This window comes from Clostridium nigeriense, assembly GCF_050585245.1.
GTDB lineage: Bacteria > Bacillota > Clostridia > Clostridiales > Clostridiaceae > Clostridium > Clostridium nigeriense_A.
Map to the genome: position 1 here is coordinate 606,441 of NZ_JBNOOF010000001.1, position 16,274 is coordinate 622,714.

The following is a 16,274-nucleotide window of genomic DNA, read 5'->3' on the forward strand; positions in this document are numbered from 1 at the left end:
ATTAAAGTTAAACTAATTATTTAAGCATTTTATGCATTTCATTATTTAAAACATTGTAAATAGCCTTAGCTACTCCTAAATTATCATTGGTATCTGTTATGTACTTAGCTATGGCCTTAACTTCTGGTATTGCATTCTTCATAGCAACAGTTTCTTGAAATATTTCAAACATAGAATAATCATTAAAACTATCACCTAAAATCATAACTTCTTCCCTATTTATAGACATATTAGATGCTACTTTTTCTAAAATAATTCCCTTTTGTGCATTAATGTCAGTTATTTCAATATTATCTCTAAAAGATGATGAAATAGCTAATCCTTCAATTTGGCTAATTACCTTTTTCATATTATCTATAAGCTCGATATCCCTATGAAAAGCAACAAATTTTCTTACTTCTATTCCATCCTCAAAGAATTTATTAATATCAGTAATATACTGTAATACTGTAAAAAAAGGTAAAGTTTCTGAAATCTCTTTTGCTTCACATTCCGTTAAATTTGGATTAAAGCTCATAGTTCTATAAGTAATTTCTTGTAATGCCTTTTCCCTTGTAGAATTTGTGAATATACCTTTATTAGTAAATATTCTAGCTGAAAGATTATTTTTTTCTAGTATTTCTATAATTTTTTTAGCGCTTTCCTCGTTTATATTTACTATATCTAATATATTTCCTTCTTCATCTCTATATTCTGCTCCATTTGACAATATACATTGAGCTTTAATATTATGTTTATCTAATACTGCTTTAACACTTTCATATTCTCTTCCTGTTGATATTGTAAATGTTATCCCTGCCTCTTCTGCCTTTCTGATTGCCTCAACTGTTTCTTTATCTATATCATGGTTACTATTTAGTAAAGTACCATCCATATCTGATGCTATAAGTTTTATCATTTTATACCCCTCCTTGAAACATTTTCCTCTATTATATATTATAACATAATTACTAATAAAATAATCTTTTTATGATTTTCTAAATATAAAAAAGAGCTGTCGTACAAACAGCCCAAATTTAAAATTAAAAATGAAGAATTGTTGATGTTTTATTCGAAAGGATATATTAAGCCTATTTGATTTCTTATTTCATCCATAATTTTAGCTAATTCTAAAGTAATATTATGAGGTGCTATAGTGCTTTCTAAAGCTTTATTTTTTATACATCTATTTGCTTCTTCTATTTCATACTTATAGCCTGCTTCTTTATAGCTATCGATAAACTCTTCTGTTCTATCTTCAAAGTATAAATAACTTTCCTTTGCACTCCAAAACTTTGGTATAACTATCTTACCTTTCTCTCCATAAATAATAGCAGTATTATCAGTATCTGCAGAAATAGAACAAGTTAATGATGCTAATACTCCATTTTCGTATTTCAAATTAATAATATCGCTTTCATCTACTTTAGTATTTGTAAACTCTGCATCTGCTTTAATTTTTTTAGGAAAACTGCCTATCATAAAATTAGAAAATAATATTGGATAAATTCCTACATCTAGCAAAGCTCCTCCAGCTAAACATGGATTATATAATCTTGAATTTATATCTTCATTACTCTTAAATCCAAAATTTGCTGTAACTAGTTTTACTTTTCCTATTTTATCTTCTTCAATCCATTTCTTAGCTTGATTTACTGCTGGCAAAAATAAAGTCCAAAGTGCCTCCATTATAAATAGATTACTTTTTCTTGCAAGATTTAATACTTCTTCACTTGTCTTATAATTATAAGAAAATGGTTTTTCACATAATATATGTTTTTTTGCTTCTATACACTTTTTAGCATACTCCATATGATAATTATGTGGAGTCGCTATATATACAGCATCTATATTTTCATCATTCAAAAACTCATCTATATTACTATAATACTTTTCTATATTATAGTCCTTTGCAAATTCTTTTACTTTATTTTCATTTCTCCCATAAACAGCTGTAAGAACTCCATCTTTAGTTTTTATAACTTCCTTAGCAAAAGCATTAGCTATAGTACCGGGCGCTATAATTCCCCATCTTATCATATCTTCACTTCTCCTTTCATTTTATTAATATTATTATATTTCTTAATTAATTTATATAGTATTACCCAATTAAATTATTTTAAATAAACCTTCTATTTTAACTATATGTTTTTAAATATAAATTTTCCATCTTTCATAACTGTATTTCTTTTTGATATCCTAGTATTGCCTCTGCTGAACAAGATGCATCACAAAATACCATATCTGCCTTATCTCCTACTTTTGGCCATAAAACATTTCCATCTTTATCTAAAATAGATTTTCCATTAGTAATTAACTTTAAATATTTATTTAAATTATATTCTTCTATTACTCCAAATTTTTCACACATTCTACTTAATCTTTCTAATAAATCCCCGCTTCCAAAAGGACTCCAGTGGTCATTAATGTTATCGTTTATTATGTTTACTTTAACACCATAATCACTTAAAAATGTTACTGGAGGAGAAGATACATCTATTGGCGATGTTGTGGATAATTCTACACCTAACGCCTTCATAGAATCACATATATTAATTAATTCTAATTTTTCTATATCCCCTAAACAATATCCATGACTTATAGTTACTCTATTTTGCCATTTTGCTTCTTCTACAACTTTAAGAAGTCTTCTTATAACATGGCCCCTAAAGTTCCTCTTTCATGTAAATGTATATCTATATCAGAGTTAAACTCAACAGCAATATTCATCATTTCATCTATAGACTTATTTATATCATCATCTATTGTAGCTGGATCCAATCCACCTACTATTCTTACTCCATTTCTCATAGCATCTTTCATAAAGCTTATACTATTACTTCTTAAAAGACCATGTTGTTGAAAAGCTACTAGTTCATAATCTATTTTATCATTATAATCCTCCAACGCTTTTAAAACCCTTTCCATATTACCTAAACCCACAACAGGATCTTATATTACATTGAACTCTAGCTTCTGTGACTCCATTTTTAATTAATAAATCTAATAATTTTTTAGCTTTAATTTCAGTATCTTCTAAAAAACTAGGTAGAAATTCTTCTTCTTTTATTCTATCAAATACAGTGATAAAAGGGGTGCAAGCACTCCACTTGCCACCATAATATCCTTTGTCTAAATGTATATGTCTGTCCTTAAATGATGGAATAGCAAGTAGTCCTTCCATATCAATTCATTCAATATTCTCATTGAATGAATTTCTTTCATATATACCTTCAATATTTCCATTAGAAATTAATATATCTTTACTTTTAGTCTTTGTACTTAAAACAATGCCTTTTTCAAAATTAAATCCATCTTCTAATAATACGTTTTCTAATATAAACCTCTTTTTCTCCATTTTAAACACCCTTTATTTATTTATTTATTTATTTATTATGTCTCTTGAATATATTTTATCATATTTCAAACATCTATTCACTTATTCAGGTTCATATATATCAAATAATAAAAAAGTGCATCTATATAATTTTGCTTATTCCTTCGCCATGCTCCAAGTCATCACAAAATTAATAGATGCACTTCAAAGCTGAATGATGGAATTTATAAAAAGTTCTTCACAGACTAATCTTTTTATAAATTCCTCGTATAATAAAATTAGCAAGTGACTATTTAATTACAATCACTTGCTAATAAAATATATAATACTTTAGATTTTATTATTTTCTTTTCTAAATTGAGTATCATATAACTTTTTATATAATCCACCTTCATCCAATAATTCTTTATGATTTCCTGATTGAATAATTTTTCCATCTTCAAATACTAAAATATTATCTGCTGATAAGATAGTTGAAAGCCTATGAGCAATTACAATACTCGTTCTACCTTTTAATAAAGGTATTAATGCCTTTTGTATATACATTTCAGATACAGAATCTAAAGCTGATGTAGCCTCATCTAAAATAATAATTTTAGGATTCTTTAATATAACCCTTGCAATAGATATACGTTGTTTTTCTCCTCCTGATAACTTAATACCACGATTTCCTACTATAGTTTTATAATTATCTGGTAGAGACATAATAAAATCATGTATATATGCAGCTTTACATGCTTCAACTATTTCCTCATAAGTAGCATCTTCTTTTCCATACTTTAAGTTTGCCTCTATAGTATCATTGAAAAGATATGGTTCTTGCATAACTATTCCTATTTGTCTACGAAGAGATTCAAGAGTTATATCTCTAGTATCATGTCCATCTATTTTAACACATCCTTTTGAAACTTCATAAAGCCTTGGTATAAGATTGGTAACCGTAGTTTTTCCAACCCCACTAGCTCCAACCAAGGCAGTCATAGTTCCAGGTTCTATTGAAAAATTAATATTTTTCAATACTTCCTGACCCTTCTTATATGAAAAGCAAACATCTTTAAAGTCAATATTCCCATTAACCTTTTCTAAATTAATTGCATCTTCTCTGTCTCTACTTTCTTCTTCCATATCAAAATAATCAAATATCCTTTGAAATAATGCTAATGATCTAGTAACATCAATATGAATATTTGATAGCTGTGTTACAGGTTTATATAATCTATCTAATAAAGCTACAAATGCAACTATTTCGCCTATAGACATCTTATCTTGCATAAATAAATATCCACCATAAAGATATATTATCATTGGTCCAAGGGTAGTAAAAACACTCATTGTCATAAAGAACCATCTACCTGCTAATGTCTCTTTAATCTGCAAGTTTATAACTTTCTTATTAGTGCATTCAAATTCCTCATAAGATTCTTTTTCTTTAGTGAAAATTTTCATTAGAGTAGCGCCACTAACGCTTAAAGTTTCCTGAATTAATTGATTTAATTCTGCTAATTTTTCTTGACTTTCTAAAGCAATTTTCCATCTATATTTTCCAACCCTTCTTGTTGGTAAAATAAAAACTGGTAATATTAACATACTTAGAATTGCCATCTTCCAATTCATTGCAAACAGTGCAACCATAGTTGTAACTAATGTTAAGATACCACTTAATGCATTTACAATAGTTGTTTTAAAAATATCTTGAATTCCTTCTATATCACTAGTCATCCTAGTAGTTATTTCTCCTGGTTTTGAAAGGGAAAAATAATTCATAGACATATGTTGTAGATGCTCATACATTTCATTTTTCATATTATAAATAATATGCTTAGATATCCAAGTATTAATATAATTTTGTCCAACAGATACTAACTCCTTTAATACTGTTGCACCAATGCAGGCAAGTATAAATATAACAAGTAAATACATACTTCTCTCTGGTAGTGCTTTATCAATAATATTTTTTGTCATTATTGGTATCACTAAACCTAAAACTGAAACTATAAATAATAAAACAATTGCTAAAATCATTTGTTTCCAGAAAGGCTTAAAATATTTAAATATCCTAAATAAAATTTCTTTAGTAATTTTTATATCTTTATCTTCCTCTCTGGCGAACCTCATCTTGCCTCCAAATCCTCCGGCCATAAAATTTGCCCTCCATAAAAGTTAGTCTTTATTTTCAGCTCCACACAACTACTAAAATAGAGATTTAAACTTATTAAAGCATTCTTTTCTTATGCTCTCCATGATGACATTTTTCATGTCTTCCACATTTTCCGTGATGTTCTCCATGTCCATGATGACAACATTCACCTTTTACTCTACTATTTTCTTCACTTACATTATCTAAAGATTCAAGGCTTGAATTAATCTTGCCAACTATCTCTAACATTTTTTCTTTCTCTTCTAAAGTTAAACAATTAAAAATAGAATCTTGTAAATTATCTTTAGCTTGCTTAAAATCCTTAATAATACTATTTCCCTCTTCAGTTATATAAACATGCATGACTCTACGATCACTCTCATCTTGTTTACGAGTAATTAAAGAGTTCTTCTCTAAATTAGATAGCATTTCTGTTAAAGATGATGGACGCATATCTAAAGTCTCAGCTAATTCACGTTGAATAATTCCATCATTTTTTGAAATTATAGATAATAATTTCATTTGTCCAGGATGAATTCCTTCCTTTGTTTTCATTCCTCTATGCTTACTTCTATGCATATATCTATTCATCTTTTGCACTGCATCATATAATTCATTTGAAATTTTTTCTGCCATAATAATATCCTCCTTATTTAATTCATAAAATTATTTAGGTACCTAACTAATTTCATTATATCCCTTATGCCCTATATATGTCAATAAAAATATTTAGGTACCTAATTATTTTTTTGAAGATTCTATCTAATATCTTTATCTATAAAAAGCCATTTATTAAAAATGTTAAATAAATATTAAAGTCAGTAGCTAAAAATCAACTTAGTTACTGACTTATTAATTATATATTCTTAATCCATTCAATAGCTAACTTAAACCAAGTACTTACATGTGGATTAATATGATTTTTATCATCTTTTCTTGCAGAAAGTTCTTCACATAGGCTTAATCCATGTACACCTGTTGGATATATGTGAAGTTCAAATGGTACATTATTTTTTCTTAAAGAATTAGCAAAGATTAATGAATTTTCTACTGGAACAGTTCCATCATCATAAGTATGCCATAAAAATGTTTCTGGAGTATCCTTAGATACTAATTTTTCTAAAGAAAGTTTTTCCCTTTCTTCTTCACTTGCATTTTCTCCTAATAAGCTATCAAAAGAACCTTTATGTGCAAATCCTCCACTTGTTATAACCGGATAAGAAAGTATCATTGCATTTGGCTTAACCTCAGTTTTATTTGTTTTTAAGGCTTCTGATATAAAATCTCTATTCCATAAAACTCCTAAGCTTCCTGCTAAATGTCCTCCTGCTGAGAATCCACACACTATAATTTTATCATTATTTACATTCCATTTTCCACTCATCTTACGAGTATAGTTTATAGTTTCTGCAAGCTCTAACAATGAATTTGGGTACTTGCTTGGAGCAACACTATATCTCAAGACAATTACATTAAACCCTTCAGAAAGAAACCTTAAAGCTACTGGTTCAGCTTCCCTATCAGAAGTCATCACATAACCTCCTCCTGGGCATATAACTATAGTAGTTTTCTTTTTATTTATATCAACTTCCTCACTATTATCTGGAATATAAACATTTATATAAGCTTTACTTTCTTTTAAACTATTACTAATATCACAAATATTTATCTTTTCATATATCATTCTATAATCCTCCAATTTTAAAATAATTTAATAATACCATTAAATATGTATCATTAATCTTTTTATCTATCTTTGTTTTCCTTAATTTTCATATCATATTTTCAAATATTTTATAAAAATTAATTATCCCATAACCCCATTCTGGGTTAGGATAAGTTTCTTTTTGCCTTTTAATTACCCCTCTTCTTAAAAAGGTTTTTATACTTTGCGAATACATATATGGATAGTTTTTTTGTACTATTCCCCATTGAAAAAGCAAAGCACAAGCTCCTGCACCAATTGCGGCTGCTAAACTAGTACCATTTATTACTTGAATAGAGTTATTTAACCCTACAGTCATTGTATTAACACCACCAGCAGTAAAATCTATTTTTTCTGTATACTCAGATCTAAAAGATACTCCTGAATAAGCTAATAAATTATTATTATTTTGATTATATGCAGCTACTGTAACAACAAAATCTGAATCACCAGGAATAGTTATAGTTCCATAATGATCACTTGGTGAAAATCTTGTTCCTGGAAATGCTATACCCTTTTGTAAAAGCCATGCATTAAAAACTGCCATTTCTCCACGAATTATTCTAAGCTTCAATTGCCATATTCCAGGTGCTAAATCATCAAAATATACTGATATCATCTCTTCTCCTGTATACTCTTCAGGCAAAAAGTATATTATTTCAACTTTAGTTTTTTCAAATATAAATTTATTAACATCAATTATATTAGGTTCTGCTGGTATAAATCCTGTTTCTTCCCCTGCAGGTGATACTAAGTTTATCTCTAAAATACTAGGTAAATCTGCCCAAAGCTCTAAAAGCATAAATTTCTGTTTTTCGTCAATTATTATTTCAACAACCTCTATACTATCTTTATTTTTAATTGTTCCAGATACATGTCCATCTTGAGTACCTTGATTTCCTGAACCAGTAACAATAACTATTCCTACATTACTAGATACACTTTCTATAAAACTATCAAAAATATTATCTCCTTTATGGTTTCCATTATTACTTCCTAAAGGCAATAATCCCACTAATGGCTTTTTTTCATTTACCAAAACTCTTTTTAAATACTCTATTGCACTAAAAACAAATGGTAAATCATAAATTGGAATATCTACTTCTAATCTAGCTTTTAAATAATTTGTTTCTGCTAATTTTACTATAACAAATTCACATTTTGGTGCTATTCCTTCAATGTTATTGTTTTTACCCGTTGCTCCAACAATTCCTGCCATACCTGTTCCATGTCCATTTTCATCCTTACTTGCCACAATATCATATGGATTTTGACCTAAATTATAGGCTTCTATTGCTCTATCAATTTCATTTCTATTATAAACGGTCCCAAATGAAACAATTTCATTACTATTTCCATTATTATCCATAGTCTGATCCCATATAGATATTATCCTAGTTTTACCATTAACATCTCTAAATTCTTCACTTAAGTAATCTATTCCAGTATCAATAATTCCAATAATAACACCTTCACCAGTTAAATCCAAATTAGGATTTGCTTTTAAACTATTTATTCCAGATGCCTCAATTGCTGACATTTCTTGCAAAGTATATATTTGTGGTGGTAATACATGTATTACTCTAAATCCTTCAACCTCTTGGAACTTTTTGTTAATCGTTTCTCTTATTAAATTAATATTCTGATAATTAGCTAAACTATCTTCGTTAGAAATAATATTATCTTTAATTGAAAGAATAGCATACTCATTATTTATTATACTTATGAATATTTCTTTATTTTTATCTTTTTCTTCTGGAATTTTTCCTGAATATTCTATAACCATATGTACATAATCAGGACTATTAAAAATATACTCTCTAACATTATTATTTTCCAATAACATTACACTCCTTTATTTAATTGGTAATCTTATAAATAGATTGTTTACAAAATATTCTACATAACTTCTCTCAGCCCTACTTCCTCCTAATACATTAAACACTTGCAATATATCTAATTTACCATATCCAATTTCTTCATTTGGATATATATATCCTTGCTCTCTTTTAGCGCTATATATTAGTAGACTTCTTAATTTAGTTGAGTATAATCCAGAATACTTTTCATTAGCTAATTGCCACTGAATAAAAAGACAGCTTGCTCCAGCCACTATTGCTGTTGCTACTGAACTTCCACTAACTTTAACAATGTCATTAATTCCGGAAGTAGTAAGTACATTTATTCCATCTGCAGCTATATCTGGATTTATCAAAGAATTTGTATTAAATCCTTTTCCCGATTCTGCAACTATAGAATTATTTATACTATTATAATATGATACAGTAGTAACTTTTCTTGCTGTAGATGGTATTGTAAGAGTATTGTATGGATTAGGATTTAAAAATTTAGTACCCTCTGGTAATAAAGTAACATCTGGTAACCAAATATCGAATCTTCCATTACTTATATATTCACCTCTTAATTGTAATTTCCAAATTCCACTCTTTATATCAGTAAAATCCAATGCAAAAACCTGATGTCCAGTAAAATTTTCTGGATTATAGGCTTGAACTTTTAAATTTGTATCTATCATCAAAAAATCTTTATCTCTTTCACGATAGATTTTAGAAGTCATAAATCCCATCTCTTCTCCAGAAGGATCTATTACATTCAAAGACATCTCATCAGGTTTCTGAATCCATACATAAAATCCTAATCTCTTCATGTCCTTTGTTACTAATAATTCTACTGTTTTTATTTCACCTACATTTTTTATAAATTCTAATACATGTCCATCAGAACTACCTGCATTTCCAGTTCCAGTTATAAATACTACTCCCTCTCTACTTCCAAGTATAGTAATAAATCTAGCTGTAATGTTATATCCATCATGACTTCCATCATGGCTCCCTACCCCAAAGAATATTACCAGTGGCTTACCAATCTCTCTAGCTGTTCTCCATAAATACTCTATAGCTGATAAAACTTCAGCATTACTATAAACTGGTACTTTAGAAAGATTATTTTCTCTTAGTATTTTTAAATAATTTGGTGATTCTAATAACTTTACAATTAAAAATTCACAATTATGTGCTATTCCTTGAAATTTATTACTATATCCTCTTGCTCCAATTATTCCTGCCATTTTAGTTCCATGGTTAATTTCATCTTTACTAGCCACTATTTCATAAGGATCTTTTCCACTTTTATATGCTTCTATAGCACTATTTATTTGATCGTTATTATATATAGTTCCAAGTTTATTATTAGTAGTTTGAATCGTTTGGTCCCATATTTTAATAATCCTAGATGTACCATCTTCATTTATAAACTCTTGATTAAGATAGTTTATTCCTGTATCTATCATCCCAACTACTACATCTCTACCTGTTAGATTTAAATACGGATTAGTCTTTACTTTATTTATATTATCTGAATTAGACGGGTTAATTTCTTGTAATACATATATACTTCTAGGTTCAATAAATATAATTGCAGGCACATCATTTCTTAATCTCTTTAGATCAACTTCTTTAACTGCGACAACTCCCAAATTTTCAGTTACAACACTTCCACATGCATAATCTATGTTATTTATTTGTGCTTCAAAGTCTCCTCTATATTCTATTACTAAATGTATATAGTCTTCATCTAAATATTGGTTACAATATCTGCTTTCTTTCACTAAAATTCCCCCAAAATTATTATGCTATAAAATTTATATGATAAAAATTCAGATAATAGACTAAACTATTTTAATTTAAAAAACTTAATATAAAAAAGCCAGTTTATAAATTAAACTAAAGTTAATTAACTGGCTTTTCTATGCTGTTACTTATATAAGTTTACTTATATAATTGATTAATAACATCAATTACATTATTAACTGTAAATCCAAACTTTTCAAATAATAAATTAGCTGGTGCTGATGCTCCAAAGCTATCCATGGTTATATACTTACCATCAAAGCCAACAAATTCTCCCCAGCTTAATCCTGAGCCTGCTTCTATAGCTATTCTCTTTGTTACTTTTCTTGGTAAAACTTTTTCTTTGTAATCTTCGTCTTGTTGTTTAAATATATCCATACAAGGCATACTTACTACTCTAATCTTTTTATTTTCTAATTTTTTCTTAGCTTCAACAGCTAGATATACTTCTGATCCTGAAGCCATTAATATAATTTCTGGTTCTCCATCAGAATCATCAATAACATATCCACCCTTCATAGCTTCTCTATTTGACCCTTCTATATCAGGAAGATTTTGTCTTGATAAAACTAGTGCTGTAGGTACTTCTTTTGAAGTCATTGCCATATACCAAGCAATATTAGTTTCAGTTGCATCACATGGTCTAAACACATTAAAATTAGGCATTGCCCTTAGCATTGTTAATTGTTCAATTGGTTCATGGGTTGGCCCATCTTCTCCTACTCCAATGCTGTCATGAGTTAAAACATAAGTTAATGGTAATTTCATAAGTGCTGACAATCTTGCCATTGGTTTAACATAATCACTAAATACAAAGAATGTTGAGACAAATGTCTTTAATCCACCATGTAGCATAATTCCGTTTCCTACTGCTGCCATTGCTAGTTCACGAACTCCATAATGTATATTTCGTCCTTTATAATTATCACTACTAAAATCTCCACTGCCATTTAAATAAGTTTTTGTTGATGGAGCTAAATCAGCTGCTCCTCCTATGAAATTCGGGAATAAATCTTTAATCTTATTCATTGCAATCCCAGAAAGATTTCTTGTTGCATTATCTTTCTTATCATATTCCCAATATTCAAGACTTTCACTTAATATTTTTTCATAATCCGGAGTAAAATATTGATTCCATAATTCCTTCATGTCTGAGAACTCATCTAAATACTTATCAAACATTTCATTCCATTCTTCATATACTGAATCTACTCTTTTTTGCTGAGATGATATATAATTATAAACCTCTTCATCAACATAAAAATCCTTATCTTCTGGTAAACCTAAATTTTTCTTTAATTCTATTACATTATCAACTCCAAGAGGTTCTCCATGAGCACTTGCTTTACCTTCTTTTGCTGGACATCCCTTACCTATCTTAGTTTTTACTTCAATAAATGCAGGTTTTCCAACAGATTTTTTTGCCTCATTAATTACATTTAAAATTTCTTCAAGATTATCTCCATCTTCAACCTTAAATACATTAAATCCAAAGGCCTTCATTCTCATTTTTATATCTTCAGTAAATGCAATATTTGTATTTCCTTCAATAGATATATTATTTGAATCATATAAAACAATTAATTTATCTAATTTTAGTGTTCCTGCTAATGAAAAAGCTTCTGATGAAATCCCTTCCATCATACATCCATCACCACCTAATACATATGTATAGTGATCGATTACTGGATAACCTTCTTTATTAAATACAGCTGAAAGATGTTTTTCAGCCATAGCCATTCCAACTGCCATTCCCATACCTGCTCCTAAAGGTCCTGTTGTTGCTTCTACACCTACTGTATGTCCATATTCTGGATGACCAGGAGTCTTAGAGTCTAATTGTCTAAATTCCTTTAAATCATTCATAGTTACTCCAACATTAAATAAATGAAGTAAAGTATATAATAAACTTGATCCATGTCCACCTGACAAAATAAATCTATCACGATTTACCCAATTTATATCTTTAGGTGTATAATTCATAACCTTTGACCACAAAGTATATGCCATTGGAGCTGCCCCTAAAGGCAAACCTGGATGTCCTGAGTTAGCCTTTTGAACTGTATCAGCACATAATCCTCTAATTGTATTTACCACTTTTCTGTCTAAATTCATCTCTTTTAATCCCCCTTCAAAATGGTTTTTATCGGTAAAATAACTATTAATAATATGTCTTTTAAAATAGCCTTATACCTACAGATTAATTTTAGCACTAATTTCATTTAATATAAATATATGTAAAGCAATTTAATGCTAATTTTACTAAATCATCACATCAATATCTTAATGTATCTGCTTTTTTCTAAATGTATTAATAAAAAAACTAATTATCCCAGTACCTACAGCCATCCACCCAAGAATTGAATAATACATTATATACTCAGAAGAGGTTCCTGCAATTTCAAGAATTCCATGTAATAAGCTTCCTACAGTTAATGCTGCAATACCAGAGTTATAAATATTAAAAGATATTCTATATTTCATATAATTACTATTCCTAATAATTAACAAAAGAAGTGTATAAATGAAAGCTCCTCCTATTAATGGATAAAGAAACATTAAGTCCATATATTTTGAATATACTCCATGACTAAAAAATGAATATACTTTAGCAAATATTAAAGTAAATACTGATACACAAAAGTATACTATTATTGATTTAATTAAATTTTTATTAATATCCAATATAGACAATATCACTCACTTCTCTTTCTTTTATGCTTTTTCCATTTGTAGTTGGCTTATTAATAACTTGCCCATTGAACACCATAGTTGATGATCCACCTCCATCTAAGTTATAAGCAGTTATACAACCTCTATCAACTAGGATATTTGAAAGTTCTTTTAAGGTAAAGCCTTCACTTTCACTAGTTCTTCCATCTGAAACTATCATAATATAATGTAATGGTCCAACTTGACCTATTGCTGTTCTTGGATTACTAACCATAGCCTTTCCTACTTCGTCATTTTCTCCTACTACACTTTCTCCATTTTCAACTAATGCTGGCCCAAATGAAAGCACCTGTAAAACACCTTGATTTTCTAGATCTGACATTGAAGTTTCCGACTCATTAATTATTTCAAAATTTCCTTCACTATCAATAACTAAAGCCTCTCCATACTCATCTGTACTTATAGTATCTCTGTAAGCAACACCATTTCTTAATACATATCCACTATTTCTGAATCCATAAAAATCACCATTAATCGCAAGAATAGCATTATTTTCACTTGCAATTACAGATGTTGCTTCCTTTATATTTCTCCCATAAGTATTATTAGCAAAGGCTGTTTTTAATAAATTTGGATTTTTTATAGTTATATCAGCTACATAAAATGTAGTTCCATTTTCCCTATCCCTTTCTATTGCTATCTCAATATTTTCATCAGAATAACTATTTTCAGTAATTATTACTTCTCCCATATCGCTACTAATATTATCATCATTAGTATCACTTGTTCCACTACTATTATCTGCGATGTTTTCCTCACTTTTTACTTGCGATTTTGGTATAACAAAAGTATCTAGTAAAACAAATGTAGAAAAAGAAATAAGTAAAATAGAAAAAATAACTGCATATCTATATGGTTTCTTAAAAAATTTAATCATCTTTCCTTATAACTCCCTATTCTTTATTACTTTGTGAAAAAACTACATGTTTCTGTATAAAGTAACTTATAAAAAACAATGTACAATCCACTAATAATTTTGCTAATGTGACATTTGAAATTATATATGTTAATAAGGACACTAACAGAGCACTAATTAGCATTTGTGTTATAAATAAAGAAACATACTTCACCAACTCTTTGTTTTCTTTACTTCCATTAAATACCCATCTTTGATTCAATAAAAAATTCACTGTCCCAGAGCATAATCTAGCTACTATTGTTGAATATAATACTCCTACTGAATACCCTTTAAATATTGTTATATATAAAATAGTAAATATAGATAAATCAACAACTGAGCTTATTATAGAAGAGCCTGTATACTTTAGTAATCCACTAAAAATACGAAGTGAATCTTTAATAGGCTTAAAATGTGAACCCTCATTGTTATTAATATAAATAGTTTTAATTATTACTTCTTTAAACTTAACTTTCTTTTTAGCCATGCTAATTAAAAAATTCATTTCAAACTCATACCTACTTCCTCCTTCCGAAATAAATATATTTTCATATTCTCTTTGTATTCCTCTTAACCCAGTTTGAGTATCTTTACATCGTACTCCAGTAATTAAATAAAATATAAAAGATGAAATATAATTACCTATCTTGCTTTTTCTAGGAACATCCTTTGAAGAAAAATCTCTTACTCCTAATATTAAGGATTTTTTATTCTCCATAAGAGAATTTGCCACAGAAATTATATCTTCTACACTATGCTGTCCATCTGCATCGCAAGTAATATAGCCACAATTATTGGGATACTTTTCTAAAGCGTATTTTACTCCTTCTTTTAATGCTGATCCCTTCCCTTTATTAACCTTATAATGATATAAAAAACACTTTGGAACTTCTTGTGCTAACGTAAATATCTTTTTATACTTATCTCCACTCCCATCATCTACAATAAAAATAGGAAATTTAACTTTTTTTCTTATTTTAATTATTAAATTAAGTAACCTTTCATCGGGGCAATAAGCTGGAATTATTATTACAGGATTATTTATAATATCATATTCTTTCAACTCCATGTTCTCCTTTTAAAATAATATAAATAAACTTATTTCTTAATTTTATATTACCCTTCATATATCTCATTTAAGTGGCAAAAATGTATCTAAGTTGTAGCTTATATTATAAAAATAACCCCACCTAATTTGTTAGGTGAGGTATATTATTTCTTATCTATAATATTATTTATTCTTTTTAAACAATACTAATCCTATTAAAATTAATAATCCATTTATCATTAACCATGCAAAAGAGTTTATTCCTCCTGTACTAGGTAGATTATTCTGAGATTTATTATCGTTATTTGTTTTAACTTCTTCATTAGTGTCACTATTATCTTCTACTAATTTCTCTTTTAAGTCACTTACTGATTTTAATAATTCTTCTGTTACTATATCTACTTCTTCTTGTTTTGCTTCTTCATTTTCTAAGATTGCTTTTGCTTTTTCCAGTGCTTCTTTAAATAGATTCCAACTTTCTTCTGTATAATTTCCTTGCTCTTTATCTTTATTTTCCTTATATACTTCTTCTAATTTTGTTTTATCTATTACTATTTCTTCTTCTTTCTCTTTTAATTCACTTACTGCTTTTATTAATTCTTCTGTTGCTAAATCTACTTCTTCTTGTTTTGCTTCTTCTTTTTCTAAGATTGCTTTTGCTTTTTCTAGTGCTTCTTTAAATAGATTCCAACTTTCTTCTGTATAATTTTCTTGCTCTTTATCTTTATTTGCTTTATATGCTTCTTCTAATTTTGTTTTATCTATTACTATTTCTTCTTTCTCTTTT

The 16,274-nt window shown here is 28.3% G+C and carries 16 protein-coding genes; all 16 read right to left on the reverse strand.

Annotated features, from left to right (window positions below; genetic code table 11):
• Window positions 1–16 precede the first annotated feature (16 nt).
• Window positions 17–898 carry a Cof-type HAD-IIB family hydrolase gene (locus ACQPUY_RS02935; protein WP_430839422.1) on the reverse strand — a complete coding sequence of 294 codons (882 nt, stop codon included), beginning with the start codon at window positions 896–898 and terminating at the stop codon, window positions 17–19.
• A 149-nt stretch (window positions 899–1,047) separates the two neighbouring features.
• A complete protein-coding gene (locus tag ACQPUY_RS02940) occupies window positions 1,048–2,019 on the reverse strand; it encodes a Gfo/Idh/MocA family protein (protein WP_430839423.1) in 972 nt (323 codons plus the stop codon).
• A 133-nt stretch (window positions 2,020–2,152) separates the two neighbouring features.
• On the reverse strand, window positions 2,153–2,518 hold the full coding sequence (locus ACQPUY_RS02945; protein WP_430839424.1) for a hypothetical protein: 366 nt from the start codon (window positions 2,516–2,518) through the stop codon (window positions 2,153–2,155).
• Window positions 2,519–2,631: 113 nt separating this feature from the next.
• The gene (locus tag ACQPUY_RS02950; protein ID WP_430839425.1) at window positions 2,632–2,907 is read right to left on the reverse strand and encodes a hypothetical protein; all 276 of its coding nucleotides are present in this window, start codon (window positions 2,905–2,907) and stop codon (window positions 2,632–2,634) included.
• Window position 2,908: 1 nt separating this feature from the next.
• Window positions 2,909–3,163 (reverse strand): hypothetical protein, encoded by a 255-nt coding sequence (locus tag ACQPUY_RS02955; RefSeq protein WP_430839426.1) that lies wholly within the window; start codon window positions 3,161–3,163, stop codon window positions 2,909–2,911.
• Window positions 3,164–3,169: 6 nt separating this feature from the next.
• Window positions 3,170–3,337 (reverse strand): hypothetical protein, encoded by a 168-nt coding sequence (locus tag ACQPUY_RS02960; RefSeq protein ID WP_430839427.1) that lies wholly within the window; start codon window positions 3,335–3,337, stop codon window positions 3,170–3,172.
• A 309-nt stretch (window positions 3,338–3,646) separates the two neighbouring features.
• Window positions 3,647–5,455, reverse strand: a complete 1,809-nt coding sequence (locus tag ACQPUY_RS02965; RefSeq protein ID WP_430839428.1) for an ABC transporter ATP-binding protein — start codon at window positions 5,453–5,455, stop codon at window positions 3,647–3,649.
• A 73-nt stretch (window positions 5,456–5,528) separates the two neighbouring features.
• Window positions 5,529–6,089: a MarR family winged helix-turn-helix transcriptional regulator gene (locus ACQPUY_RS02970; protein WP_430839429.1), complete on the reverse strand. Its 561-nt coding sequence runs from the start codon at window positions 6,087–6,089 to the stop codon at window positions 5,529–5,531.
• Between the two features lie 220 nt (window positions 6,090–6,309).
• A complete protein-coding gene (locus ACQPUY_RS02975; protein ID WP_430839430.1) occupies window positions 6,310–7,137 on the reverse strand; it encodes an alpha/beta hydrolase in 828 nt (275 codons plus the stop codon).
• Window positions 7,138–7,225: 88 nt separating this feature from the next.
• Entirely contained in the window at window positions 7,226–8,998 is a 1,773-nt protein-coding gene (locus tag ACQPUY_RS02980) for a S8 family peptidase (RefSeq protein WP_430839431.1), read from the reverse strand.
• A 15-nt stretch (window positions 8,999–9,013) separates the two neighbouring features.
• Window positions 9,014–10,786 (reverse strand): S8 family peptidase, encoded by a 1,773-nt coding sequence (locus tag ACQPUY_RS02985; protein ID WP_430839432.1) that lies wholly within the window; start codon window positions 10,784–10,786, stop codon window positions 9,014–9,016.
• A 160-nt stretch (window positions 10,787–10,946) separates the two neighbouring features.
• Window positions 10,947–12,923: a transketolase gene (gene tkt, locus ACQPUY_RS02990; protein ID WP_430839433.1), complete on the reverse strand. Its 1,977-nt coding sequence runs from the start codon at window positions 12,921–12,923 to the stop codon at window positions 10,947–10,949.
• 168 nt (window positions 12,924–13,091) lie between these two features.
• Window positions 13,092–13,319: a hypothetical protein gene (locus tag ACQPUY_RS02995; RefSeq protein WP_430839434.1), complete on the reverse strand. Its 228-nt coding sequence runs from the start codon at window positions 13,317–13,319 to the stop codon at window positions 13,092–13,094.
• Between the two features lie 163 nt (window positions 13,320–13,482).
• Window positions 13,483–14,418, reverse strand: a complete 936-nt coding sequence (locus ACQPUY_RS03000; RefSeq protein WP_430839435.1) for a phosphodiester glycosidase family protein — start codon at window positions 14,416–14,418, stop codon at window positions 13,483–13,485.
• Between the two features lie 16 nt (window positions 14,419–14,434).
• Window positions 14,435–15,502 (reverse strand): GtrA family protein, encoded by a 1,068-nt coding sequence (locus tag ACQPUY_RS03005; RefSeq protein WP_430839436.1) that lies wholly within the window; start codon window positions 15,500–15,502, stop codon window positions 14,435–14,437.
• Window positions 15,503–15,670: 168 nt separating this feature from the next.
• Window positions 15,671–16,274: LPXTG cell wall anchor domain-containing protein (locus ACQPUY_RS03010; RefSeq protein ID WP_430839437.1), on the reverse strand; the 604-nt coding region annotated here is incomplete at its 5' end.